Raw genomic sequence first — 12,792 nt, forward strand, 5'->3', positions numbered from 1 at the left:
GGTGTCTAAAGTGAGTAGGGCAGAAGCCATCCGGATGCGGAAAACGGCTTGCAAGATTTGTTATTGAGTTGCTTTTCGCCAGAGAACACGCTATAAATCATAGGTTGAAGGTAGGAAGACATTCACTCTTGGGCGTCCAGTGCTGTTTTTCAACCACGCAATAAAAGACCTGTCTGGCGAATTCCAGGCAGGTCTTTCAGAGAAATTAAATGATGAGTCGATAGGTTAAAAGTCCCTTCAACCAGAATTTCGTCAGGTAGTTGCCTTCTTCTCATGGACTTCCGTCTGACGAAAGAATCTTCACGATTCAACCTGCTGAAAGGAGCCGGGGTGAAGGCCAGTCCAAGCCCCAGCTATTCGGAACATGATCAAAGGTAGAGACAATACCGATTACCTATTCCGATGTAATCTTACTACATTCTTACCCTTAACATTAGGGTGATTTCTTCACTAGTGATTCAAAAATCGCTTTACGGAGCCCTCCGGCAAGGGTTTGTTAGTTTGATGTACACTTCAACTCGTTACATTTTTAAACAAAAGGATAGCCTGACTCCCTCGCAAGTCAATGAGCACGAAACCATTCGCACCCAGCGACGAGCTACCATTAAGCAGAAAAGGAGCAGTAATCACTTCGCAACGGCTCGATTGAACGTATGGCTGAACAGGCATCTCAACGGGCGATAAGGGTTGAAGACAGGAAACTGAAGCCAGGGCTTAATGTAGCTGGGCTTCTATCGGTCTGTCTGTATCTTTGGAGTTGTATAACCAACTAATGCCTCAATGGGACGTTTAAATCTTGCTTGTGATGCAGGCTCCCTGACTGTTTTTGAACCGGGTTTTGAAGGGGTGCCCAATGAAGTGGACTTCGTAGAAATTCAGCTAGAAGACTTTGAATTATCCACGGATCCCGGATTGACCTTAAGTGTAATCGTGAACCGGGAGGAAGAAGGTGAAACCAGCGGCGAAATTATAGCACACCTTGAAATGCCTCAGATCATTTACTTACGCAACTATCTGAATGCTTTTTTACAAATTCAGAGTCTGGAAAAGGGACCAGCCTCTGAAGATGCTCAGTCTTAAGGGGAAATAAGATTTTTAGGGAGTCGTTGAAAGGAACGGCTCCCTTTTTTGTCTTTTGCAAGCGTTTCTGGAAATATCCGGATGAATCACAGCAACGTACATCCCCTTATCGTTACTCACCGGCATAGGCACTGTCTGGTCAATGCTTCAATCATCACCTTTCCCGAATCTCAGTCGGGCATTCCGGATCCGTATAACAAAGGCGTTGAGGTGAGTTACGGGGCCACCGTACTTGATCTTCCGGATGAATTCAGGAAGATCGATACTGTGTTCTATCTAACGGATCCTTACGATCCACAACGAGAGCAACGGGAGAATGCAGCGGCTGGCCTTATAATCTGTACTGCCAATATTGGTCTTAAACCGCTCATCGTTGGCGATCAGCTTCCTGGCAGCCTTGTCCATAAACGAATACCCGAGTTGCGTATACCTGCGGGCGTGGAAGACGATCTGCCACACCCTTGTCGGTCGGTCGCTTGATGCGTTCAATTCACCCGCCGGGTAAGCGGGTTTCTTACGGATAGAACCCTTCCCAGCTTTGATAAGCGGGGAATCGCATTTCATAGTGGTAGCTCTTTGACCTGCGTATTCAGTTAAATACCGGAGCTGACTCGATGGTGAATTACTGCTTAGCTTAGCATTCCGGTTATCTCTTTGTTATGAACCAACGCATTGCTCACCTCACACTGGTAGTCCGTGATTACGATGAGGCGATTGACTTTTACACGCAGAAGCTAGGCTTCATCTTGCTGGAAGACACAAAACTAAGCGAAACGAAACGCTGGGTACTAGTAACTCCTCAGGGCGATGGCTCCTGTGCTTTACTACTAGCCAAAGCAGACGGTGCCACTCAGGAAAGTCAGATTGGCAATCAAACGGGCGGACGGGTGTTTCTCTTTCTGTACACCGACGATTTTGAAAGGGACTATCAGGCGTATCGGCAGGCGGGAATCAAGTTCGTAAGACCGCCGAAAGAAGAGGTGTACGGGACGGTGGCGGTCTTTGAAGACCTCTATGGCAATTTGTGGGATCTGTTAGAACCTAACGTTTACAGGTCTTCAGGGAAATAGGTAGAGAGGAAGGAGGCCTTTTGAGAAGGCGATACGGGTGCAGACGATCAAAGAATTTGCCTTTATCTCAGGCAGTTACAACATCTTCGCTTAAGTTCGTAGCTGAGAATTGCCAAAGACTCTATTGCCTATGAATCATTACTTGCTTGTTTGGGTAGCTCTGTTGGTCGGCTGCAGTAAGCCTACACCCCAAACCGATCCCGAACCGGAGACATTGGTACCCGAACGCGTGATTGTAGCTTTCAAGCCTGCCACTTCCACTCGGCAGGGATTTGATCTGGTCAGTTCGTATAAGCTCTCCGTAAGCTCGCTGAACATACGTTATGTTTCTTCGCTGCCCGCTGATAGCCTGGCTTACGTAACCCGGCACATGTATAGTAAACCTTACTTTGTCAAGCCTAATTTCACCGACGGTACGACCCTTATTTCTTACGTAGACTCAACCAGGAGCATTGAAGCTTTTGTGGTTTTGCAGGAACTCACTGCTACCCATCAAAAGGACTGGCTTTCTACGATAGAGCACCTGCATTTATCCGTAGCGTTAAACGGTCCCAGCCGTTGGCAATTAAACGTAGAAAAAGGCAGAGAAAAACAGTGGGCGAGCGAATTCAACAAGTCCAGCCTGGTGGACACTGCTTACGTTGAATACTTCTACAAATAGCCAGTCGTACGCATGAGTTACCGTTGAGTCCAGACCTTAGCCTCTTTAGGTAATCCCTTTCCTCAATGGAGTGAGCTAGTCAACGAACGCAAGGGTTGATAAGACAAGTACGAGTAAACAAAACGTTTAGCCGCTCTCTAATCTAGTACCCGGTAACGCTATGTACCATCGCATTGTAAAAAAGATCGTCCTCCAAAACTTTGAACGCTTCGGTCAGGGAGATTATGAATCCATGCTCAAAGGTATGTCGCCGTTGATTATCCATACATTCAGTGGTCAGCATACCCTGGGAGGTACCCGGCATAGCATTCCAGCCATGCGGCTATGGTTTGCCGGCTTTTTCCGGGGTTGAACTTTGAAATCGCAGCGTGGCAGTCAGTGGATGGACCTAAATGACGAAGATTGCCGTGGAATGGAGGGATCGGGCTACGTTAGCCGGGCTACGTTAGCCGATGGGTCCAGCTATGTTAACCAGGGGATGCACTTCATCAGAATGCGGTGGGGAAAGTAGTGTATTTACGGGCCTAGCTGGACACGGCAATTCTGATCGCTACGTGTGCAGGCTTAGCCGCTCATGGCATCAGCGAAGCCCTGGATCCTCCCACTGAAGATTGAGCGGATGAGTGGATCCAGCAAAACCCAGGGTATACCTGAAACGTCTACTCTTAATAGTTCTAGAACAGGTGCAGTTAGTCACAGCAGACGTTTAGTATACGCGGATAAACCCGAAGAAGACAAGCAACAAAGCCGCTGAAGAAATCTGGCGGCTTTTCGTAGTTATGTACCTTTGAATTTTGAAAGTAACTTAAAAAATTGATAAGCTTTTTTCATTTTGTACGGAAAGAGATAGTAATTAAACGATTGGTATTAGATCTATCCGACCTGGTTACTGCTGTTTCCAAAACAAAAGTTATACACACGGGCTCACATTTCGTTACATCGTACCTAATTTCACCACTCGAACCGCCTTTGATAAAAATTCTGATGAAACAGTTCTTCCTTTTCTTTACCTTATTGGTCTTTACCATAGCCTGTAAGTCCACTAAAAATGATCCAGAACCCCTTATCCCGGAAGACGTTGAATACATTGACCTGGATATTGACGGTAACAAAACCAAATGGCTCACTAGTGATACTACTGTGTTTGTAACAAGAATCAAACGTTACGCCCATTACGGAGATGAACTCAAACCAATCATTGGCTTTACGTTTGAATTCCGCCATAAACCTTACAGTGGAGCACCCCTAAAAGAATACGAGAAAATAACTTTAAATTTTAATAAAAAGCTAATCCTTGAAAAGCCTGTAAGGAGTAACGAACTCATGTGTCAATACACGAAATCAGGAGTATTTGAAAATTACTTTAACCTTTTTCCCAGGAAGCCTATAAACTCTAATTGTTATCAAAAACTGGAGGAAGGTAATTTCGATGTATCCACCAGTCGTTATAATCCTGTACCAACGGCTTCGGACCACTATGAGGTGCTGGCAAGTGCTTCTGACGGGTGTAATTTTGAACTGAGTCAGGAAGGGTCTCAGGTAACTATTTCATCTGTAAAACCCTATACAGATCGCAAGGGTCAGAAGGGATGGATGATTGAAGCTACTTTTAAAATAAGACTTTATAATCCTAACACCTGGCATGAAAATGCGGCTTTTAAAATCGGTACTGGGAAATTCAAAGCTTTTATGACTGAATGCCATAATTAGTACTCAACGCCTTGTTGTTGTCTTCAAGGTTTAGTGAGTGATGAGCATCTTGGTGTAAATTCCTACTGACTTTTCCGAGACTTCCTACGCTGAACACCTGTACTTCTGTACATGAATTTGCGAGCTAACCCTATGCCTGCTATTAACTATGGATACCTTTTTACTAACGCTTCGCGAACGAAACACTCTTCTCTACTGGTTCGGAATGCTTTGCCTGATTGGTTTCGTTGGGTGTATCACGCTGTCACTCACGACCAGCCGGCAGGTACTGGGCGTGAATGCGTTTGTGAAGCCCGCTAAATTTTTCATCGCTATCTGGATTTTTTGCTGGACCATGGGCTGGTATACCGGGCTTCTTACCCAAAAGCCGCAGGTAAATTTATACAGCTGGATCCTGGTAATCGCTATGGTGATTGAACTGGTAATCATTACCGGTCAGGCGGCTCAGGGCAAATTATCTCACTTCAATGTAAGTTCTACGCTGGATAGCCTGCTGTTTACGACCATGGGAGTAGCAATCACTATTGCAACTTTGTGGACGGCATACATCGGTTTATTATTTTTTGGACCGCATCACACCGTTACTGATGCGGCTTATCTCTGGGGTATCCGGCTCGGTATTCTTTTCTTCGTGATTTTTGCTTTTGAGGGTGGACTGATGGGAGCCCGGCTTAGTCATACCGTCGGGGCCGCCGATGGAAGCCTGGGACTGCCAGGTCTCAACTGGAGCAAACAATACGGAGATTTGCGAATCGCCCACTTTTGGGGCATGCACGCGTTGCAGATTCTACCGCTGCTGGGGTATTATGTAACTCATCGCACCTCTGTACTCATTAGCCTGTCTGCGGTGTACTTTCTTTTAGCTACGCTGTTGTTCGTGCAGGCCCTGAGAGGAAAACCGCTCATCGCGTATTTGTGATGCTTGCTACATCTTGCGATCGATCGTATCTTGTTCAAAGATTGCTGCTTCAATAGATCAGATAAAGAGGCGAAAAACTCTTTTGAAGATAGCAAAACCGTAGCCTTTTGTTTTGACTTTAGTAGAGGAAATGCCCATTTAAAATATCCGGTGAACTGGGTAGATCAAAGCAGCTGCTTATCTGTCACTAAAGTGTCTATACTGTGAGTTGACTAAGGAGTCTTGGCGTTTCTTCATCTCTGCAATACCTGATAAAGTGTACATGCCACGAACGATTTTTACAAAATTATCCGATTCCTTTAATGGCCAGAAGCAGGGATAAGACAGCCTATATTAATCGTTCTGTGATCAGCATTTTTCAAGCTCTTTTTAGATTCACTTGCCATGGACAGGCTGTTTTTAGTTAGCCGATATGTAAGATTGCTTACGCCAGCCTGTTAAAGCTGACGGACCCGTGCTACTCATAACATAAAACGCAGTTTATACACGTCCTATCTGGTTAAATGACATTTGGTTTAGCTCTTAGTAGTATGGTTCTGCTACTGGCAGGCATAAGTTATTTTGGCTGGCGTAAGCGGGCCTACTCGCATTGGCGGGATACCATTAGTGAGCTGGGCGAAGTGGCTAGTCCCCAATGCCGCCGGGTCAGTTACGGGTTGTTTTTACCCGTTGGCTTGCTGCTAGTCCTGGTGGCCATGCTCGCTGATTCGCTGCCTATAGCCGGTTTAGCGGCGTGTATGGCAACGGGCTATAGCATGGCAACCTTTTTTCCCTGTGACGTGGGTTCCCCCGTATCAGGTAGTGGCCGACAACAAATGCATAATGTAGGGGGAGCCGTTGAGTACCTGGGCGGTGCCTATTGGCTGACTCAAGTCAGTCCTGAATGGATCGTGATCCATTATAATCTGTATGCGGTAGGGGCCGCAAGCCTATTGGTAGGGAGCATTCTGTTATCAATTCCGGGCTTACCTCTTCGCGGTCTTATGCAGCGGTTCATGGAAGGAATTTTATTTGGATCGTTGCTGCTAGCTCTATACGAATAGATGCGTCAACGCGAGTCAATTTACCAGTCATAGTCTACAAAAGACGGCTTTTTAATAAAGCTTTTTCGTTCGATCACATAGTCCAATTTCTGCTAACAATCTACTAAACAAATAGCTAAAAGCTTCTGAATTCTATAAGTTCTAATTGTACTTTTGAATACTGAGAGTAACGTTTTCTTTATTGATTACACCATCATACAGATAACAAATTTGTCTTCTTATTAGGGGTGAATTAGTGCAACCATAGGCAGATGGGAATTTTACGCTCCAATCGAGGTGACCATTCTTGCTTTCAATGGATTGTTCAATCAAAAATCCAGGAATACAGGTGCGTGGGATGTTAGCAATCAATAATGTCTGCTTAGAAAAGTCGATGGCTGGCAAATCTCCATCATGACAACCCAAATAACGTTTATAGGTCTGATGGTCATTGATAGTAAAGGGCTCTCTTTCATTAAGTAAGCTTATATTTTTTTCAAAACATTGGGCTTGATATCCATTGAGTTTAATATTTTGCGAACCTGTAGTAACGGAATCAATTGTGGTCAAAGGGTCAACTTCTTCAGGTAACGCTTCATCTATAGCTACGGGTTGCTTTTTGCATTGTAAGAACGCTAACCCGCAAAGGCCAAGCATAATAATCAATCGTAGCTGTTTCATAGTAGTTATTTTAGAATTTAAAAAGCTTTAATCAATTATTCGTATTCTCTATTCAATTGTGCCTCTATACTTAAAATGGTGATGCTTCATTCACTTTTACAAACGAACCCATATACAAGATAGTACACATTACCACCTGTCTAAATTATTTTATGAGAAGAATCTTTTATTGATGCTGGTATTTTTGATCTCCTGCAGCAAAGAAAGATTCAGCCTACCCTATAGCTAATAGCCTTAAATCAGATCGTTTCTATTGGTACTTATACCCAGCTGAAAACTACAAAAATATACCTTACCTGAAAAAGGGTATTACACCTTCTGCGAAGACTAGTCTATCTATAACCACGGGATGAGAGAGCGGGTAGCGTAAGCAGGTAAGAAAACGTAACGGTTTTGGAGAGCCAGCCCTGCTTACGCTTTTTTAGTATCTTGTAGGATTAACAGCTTGAAACATCGTGTCTATTATTCAGAAATTCCTTCTTTGGGGTCTGCTCTTTGTTGTGATGGGATGCTCTTCCCATGAAAAGAAGGAGAAAATTACTATTGGCTTCGCTCAGTGTACCAACGGAGACGAATGGCGAAAGGCCATGGTCGCGGGGATGGAAAAAGAGCTTGGTTTTCATCCGGAAGTAAAGCTCCTCATGAAAGACGCTCATGATAACAGTCAGCTTCAAGTCCAGCAAATTCGTGAATTAGTAGCCGCTCATGTGGATTTGCTGATTATTTCTCCCAACGAGGCTCAACCCATCACGCCCGTAGTGGAAGAAGTTTTCAATCAGGGAATTCCGGTTATTATTGTGGATCGCCGGACTACGTCTAAACTATACACGGCTTACGTTGGAGGAGATAATCATCAGATTGGCCATACGGCCGGGTTGTACGTTGGAGAATTACTTCAGAAAAAAGGTCGGGTGTTAGAAGTAACGGGTACGCCCAGTGCTTCGGCGGCCAGTGACCGCCATCAGGCCTTTGCCGCTACACTGAAAAACTACCCCAATATCCAGCTGGTCACTAGCCTGAACGGTGATTGGGAACAGCCTTTCGTCATTCAACGTTTGCCGGACGTTTTGAAAACTCATCCTGACCTTGACTTAATCTTTGCTCAGAACGATCGCATGGCCCTGGGCGTCTATCAGGTTTGCAAGGCAATGGGCCTGGAAAAGCGGATCAAGATAGTGGGGGTAGACGGACTTTCGGGCCCCAGTGGAGGTCTGCAGTTTGTTGAAGATGGTATTTTTAAGGCTACTCTGTTGTATCCTACGGGCGGGGAGGAGGCGATCCGTACGGCGATCCGGATTTTGGACAAAGAGCCGTACGTCAAGGAAAACATCCTGGGTACGATGGTTATTGACTCAACCAATGTACACATCTTAAAACAGCAGACGGAAAAAATCGTTGACCAGCGGCAGGATATTCAGCAACAGCAGTTTCGAATAGAACAGCAAAACAGGCTGTACAGCAGTCAGCAAACGGTTCTTTATATACTCGGTGTTTCGCTGTTGACTGCCGTAGTCTTTGGGGGCATTGCCTATACCTCGCTCCGTTCGAATCGACGGATTACGCAGCAGCTCAAAGGCCAAAACGAAGAAATCTCCAATCAGAAAAATACAATTGCCGATTTGGCGGAACAGGCCCGGCAATCTACCGAAGCGAAACTGGGCTTTTTTACCAGTTTTTCCCATGAGTTACGAACGCCGCTAACCCTTATTTTAAGTCCAGTACAGGAGCTACTTACGGCCTCTCTGCCGGGCAGTTCCCAGCGGAAAGATCTGGAAGTCATTCAGCGTAATGCTCACTGGCTGCTTAAACTCGTGGATCAGTTACTGGATTTCCGAAAGATCGAAGTAGGTAAAATGCCCATTCAGGTAGTGGAAACAAATCTGGTTGAATTTACGGGCAATCTAGTGCAGGCGTTTGAGAAAACGGCTCGACAGCGGGGTATCGACTTGCGTTTCCTGCCTTCTGAACCGGTCATGAAAGCTTGGTTTGACGGCAATTTGCTGGATAAAGTCATTGTGAATGTCCTTTCCAATGCCTTTAAGTTTACCCCCGATCAGGGAAAAATTACGGTCATTCTCCAACCGGACGATGCTAAAGAAAGCATTCGGCTGACCATTGAAGATAATGGATATGGCATGACGGAAGAACAGCAAAAGCACGTATTTGAATGGTTTTACCAGGGTACTACCGCAGGAACCGGTGGCTCGGGCATTGGACTGGCGTTAGCCAGAGAACTTATTCAGCTTCATAATGGCACCATCACCGTTCGGAGCCGCCCGAATCAGGGAAGCAGTTTTGAGATTTGCCTTCCTTCGACTAAACCCATTCTGGGCGAAGTGAGTCTGCTACCGAAGAGCCCGCCGAATCAGCACGACTGGTTAACGGAAGTCCCTTCGGAGGCTGATACCCGTGTGAATGCCGAAGCAGCTACGGTGCTGGTGATCGAAGATAATACGGAGCTTCGGGCCTTTCTGACCCGAAAGCTGAAACCCTATTATCAAATTATGGAAGCCGCCGACGGTACGGCTGGTCTGCGGCTGGCCTTTGATACGCTACCCGATGTGATCATTTCTGACGTAATGCTGCCGGGAACACTGGGTACTCAGTTAGTGGAGGCCTTGAAGCAGGACTGGCGAACGTCTCATATTCCCGTCATTCTGTTAACGGCCCGCACCGCTCAGGAGCACCAGGTAGAGGGCGTGCAGTCGGGGGCCGACTTATACCTGACTAAGCCATTTGATCCGGCTTTTCTGCTTGAAAGCCTCAAAACGCTTTTGAAGAATCGACAGCTGGTTCGGGAACATTTCAGGCGGGAATTAGCCATCGATACATCCGTACCTATTTCTCAGGCAAACGATCGGAAGTTTATTCAGGAATTGACGGCCCTGGTTGAAAAGAATATGACGCGATCTGATTTAAGTGTGGAAGAGTTAGCCCGGGAAATGGGCCTTTCCCGGGTACAGCTCTATCGAAAAGTAAAGGCGTTGTTAGACTGTGGTGTGACGGACTTTATTCAAAGCCTTCGACTGACCCAGGCCCGCGAATTATTAGCGACCCAATCCATCAGTATTGCTGAGGTAGCGTATCAGGTCGGCTTCTCATCACCTACGTATTTTTCAACGGCCTTCAAAGGAAAGTACAATATTTCACCTTCCGACTTTAAAAATTTGAACCAGCGTAAGTCATGATGTAACATGAGTTAAACAGATGTAACCTCAGTTAAAGCTAAACGAGTGCAATTTTAAATTTTAAAAGTACAATTGACCTGATTCAGAGCGGATTACTTCCACGCATTGAACACGTAACAAAGTTTAACTTTTTTGATATTGAATTTAACTATCGCAAGGGATATTCAGGCCAGTTTTGAGGAAAAATTCCTCTATGAAAAAAGTATTTCTCTGGTCGATTGTCATTGCATTGGGAGGCTTTCTCTTCGGCTTTGATACCGCGGTAATCTCGGGTGCGGAGCGAGCCATTCAGGTACTCTGGAACCTGAACGTTTTTGAACACGGGCTGACCGTTTCCATTGCTCTGATCGGGACCGTCCTCGGAGCCTTACTGGGCGGTATCCCTTCCGATCGATTAGGCAGACGTAAAACCCTGATTGGTGTGGCCGCTCTTTACCTGGTTTCCTCGCTAGGAGCTGCGTTATCTCCGACCTGGATTCCCTTTTTATTCTTTCGTTTTCTGGGAGGTTTAGGCGTAGGGGCTTCCTCGGTTACGGCTCCGCTATATATATCGGAAATTTCGCCGGCCAAATCCCGGGGACGTATGGTGGCTCTTTTTCAGACGAATGTCGTATTAGGCATTCTCATTGCTTATTTATCCAATTACGCCTTTGAAGGCATTGGTGACAACGCCTGGCGATGGATGCTTGGCGTACAGGCCGTTCCTTCCTTGTTGTTCCTGCTTTTATTACTGGGCGTTCCCGAAAGCCCCCGCTGGTTGATTACGAAGCGAGGTGAGGTAGATCAGGCCCGTCAGATCTTACAAATCATCAATCCGAACGCGTATGAGCAGGATGTGCAGGCCATTCTGATTGGACAATCCAGTCAGGAACACCAGGCCGATGGACTATGGGCGAAACCCAATCGTTTCCCGGTGGTGCTAGCCCTGGTGTTTGCTTTCTTCAACCAGGTTTCGGGGATCAACGCGATCATCTACTACGCCCCCCGCATCTTTGAAATGGCCGGTTTTGAAAAAGGAGCTTCTCTGCTTTCGACGACGGGCATTGGGCTGGTGAACTTTTGCTTCACGCTACTAGCCATGAATTTCATCGATCGGTTTGGTCGCCGTACCCTCATGCTCATTGGTTCCTTTGGCGTCATTGGTACGCTGATTCTGGTAGCCCGGGCGTTTTATACGCAGCAGTTTGATGCGGTTCCGTATTACCTGTTCGTTTACATTGCCTTCTTCGCTTTTTCGCAGGGAGCCGTTATTTGGGTATTCATTTCTGAGATTTTTCCCAACAGTATCCGGGCGAAAGGTCAGGCTCTGGGAAGCTTCACGCACTGGTTCATGGCGGCCCTGATTGCCTTTACCTTTCCGTATTTGTCCGAGAAGATCGGCGGCGGACATACCTTTTCCTTTTTTGCCGTCATGATGGGTCTGCAACTGCTGTTTGTCTGGCGTATTATGCCCGAAACCAAAGGGACTAGTCTGGAACAGACGGATCGAACTCTGGTCATTCATTAATCTTCAAAAAGAAACGGTTTTTCGTTTCTAGGCAACACCTATCCATATGGACTCTACACTTACAATGGTTTGTTTCGGAGAAGTACTCTGGGACATATTACCCACGGGACGGCAAGCGGGCGGAGCTCCGTTTAACGTAGCCGTTCACGCCCACCAGCTAGGTTTCAACGCGAAACTGATCAGTCGGGTAGGGGAAGATGAGCTGGGTCACGAATTACTGGCTTTCATGGAGGAAAAGGGGATTGAAACCTCATCGGTTCAACGCGGCAAGACGCACCTGACGGGCGTAGTAAAAGCCAATGTCAGCAACCGAAGTGAAGTCACCTACCAAATTGTACAACCCGTGGCCTGGGATTACATCAGTTATGATTCAACGGTATCGGCTTGGGTAAAAGAAGCGAACCTCTTCGTATACGGGAGTTTGGGAGCCCGCAGTGCCCGGAGTCGGGAAACCCTTTACCAATTACTCGAAGAAGCTAACTGCAAAGTGTTTGATATTAACCTGCGTCCCCCGCATTACACGCGAGCGATCGTGGAGCATTTGATCGAAAAGGCTGACATCGTTAAAATGAACCACCATGAATTAGCCGAAGTGACTTCCTGGTATGAGTATCCGGGCGAACCCGAAACGGCCATGCGGCATTTGGCCGAACGGTACGACTTACGTACGGTGTGTGTGACGCGGGGAGAGAACGGAGCCTGCCTCTTACACAACGATCTCTTTTACGAAAGTCAGGGCGTCCACGTGGAGGTACAGGATACCATTGGCAGTGGAGATTCCTTTCTGGCGGCCTTATTGTACCAGTTACAAGTCAACCCATCGACTCAGGCCGCCCTTGATTTTGCCTGTGCCACGGGCTCTTACGTAGCTACGCAGCACGGAGCTACGCCGACCCTTTCCCACACCACGGTTGAATCCTTTATGCAGATGGTATAACCTTAACACTTTCTCTA

At 46.4% G+C, this 12,792-nt stretch carries 11 protein-coding genes; 10 read left to right on the top strand and 1 reads right to left on the bottom strand.

The genetic code is table 11. The features are described 5' to 3' along the window. Positions 1 to 780: 780 nt before the first annotated feature. From BWI93_RS08640 to BWI93_RS08675, 7 genes are all read left to right on the top strand, one after another. The gene (locus tag BWI93_RS08640; RefSeq protein ID WP_094810250.1) at positions 781 to 1,080 is read left to right on the top strand and encodes a hypothetical protein; all 300 of its coding nucleotides are present in this window, start codon (positions 781 to 783) and stop codon (positions 1,078 to 1,080) included. Between the two features lie 659 nt (positions 1,081 to 1,739). Continuing rightward, positions 1,740 to 2,150 carry a VOC family protein gene (locus BWI93_RS08650; protein WP_094810254.1) on the top strand — a complete coding sequence of 137 codons (411 nt, stop codon included), beginning with the start codon at positions 1,740 to 1,742 and terminating at the stop codon, positions 2,148 to 2,150. Positions 2,151 to 2,280: 130 nt separating this feature from the next. Continuing rightward, a complete protein-coding gene (locus tag BWI93_RS08655; protein WP_094810257.1) occupies positions 2,281 to 2,811 on the top strand; it encodes a hypothetical protein in 531 nt (176 codons plus the stop codon). A 160-nt stretch (positions 2,812 to 2,971) separates the two neighbouring features. Then, on the top strand, positions 2,972 to 3,163 hold the full coding sequence (locus BWI93_RS08660; RefSeq protein WP_094810259.1) for a hypothetical protein: 192 nt from the start codon (positions 2,972 to 2,974) through the stop codon (positions 3,161 to 3,163). Between the two features lie 632 nt (positions 3,164 to 3,795). Then, a complete protein-coding gene (locus BWI93_RS08665; protein WP_141217398.1) occupies positions 3,796 to 4,521 on the top strand; it encodes a hypothetical protein in 726 nt (241 codons plus the stop codon). A 148-nt stretch (positions 4,522 to 4,669) separates the two neighbouring features. Beyond that, entirely contained in the window at positions 4,670 to 5,440 is a 771-nt protein-coding gene (locus tag BWI93_RS08670; protein ID WP_094810263.1) for a hypothetical protein, read from the top strand. A 530-nt stretch (positions 5,441 to 5,970) separates the two neighbouring features. Continuing rightward, positions 5,971 to 6,483: a DUF998 domain-containing protein gene (locus BWI93_RS08675; protein ID WP_176454175.1), complete on the top strand. Its 513-nt coding sequence runs from the start codon at positions 5,971 to 5,973 to the stop codon at positions 6,481 to 6,483. Positions 6,484 to 6,624: 141 nt separating this feature from the next. On the opposite strand, the gene BWI93_RS08680 is transcribed toward BWI93_RS08675, so the two are convergent. Continuing rightward, positions 6,625 to 7,143 carry a hypothetical protein gene (locus BWI93_RS08680; RefSeq protein ID WP_094810267.1) on the bottom strand — a complete coding sequence of 173 codons (519 nt, stop codon included), beginning with the start codon at positions 7,141 to 7,143 and terminating at the stop codon, positions 6,625 to 6,627. 455 nt (positions 7,144 to 7,598) lie between these two features. On the opposite strand from BWI93_RS08680, the gene BWI93_RS08685 reads away from it, so the two are divergent. The 3 genes from BWI93_RS08685 to BWI93_RS08695 all read left to right on the top strand — a co-directional run bounded on the left by BWI93_RS08685 (position 7,599) and on the right by BWI93_RS08695 (position 12,775). Beyond that, positions 7,599 to 10,331: a substrate-binding domain-containing protein gene (locus tag BWI93_RS08685; protein WP_255157778.1), complete on the top strand. Its 2,733-nt coding sequence runs from the start codon at positions 7,599 to 7,601 to the stop codon at positions 10,329 to 10,331. A gap of 193 nt (positions 10,332 to 10,524) precedes the next feature. Then, positions 10,525 to 11,838, top strand: a complete 1,314-nt coding sequence (locus BWI93_RS08690) for a sugar porter family MFS transporter (RefSeq protein WP_094810270.1) — start codon at positions 10,525 to 10,527, stop codon at positions 11,836 to 11,838. Positions 11,839 to 11,884: 46 nt separating this feature from the next. Next, on the top strand, positions 11,885 to 12,775 hold the full coding sequence (locus BWI93_RS08695) for a carbohydrate kinase (RefSeq protein WP_094810272.1): 891 nt from the start codon (positions 11,885 to 11,887) through the stop codon (positions 12,773 to 12,775). Positions 12,776 to 12,792: the final 17 nt, after the last annotated feature.

The sequence above is a fragment of the Siphonobacter sp. BAB-5385 genome (genome assembly GCF_002261125.1).
GTDB lineage: Bacteria > Bacteroidota > Bacteroidia > Cytophagales > Spirosomataceae > Siphonobacter.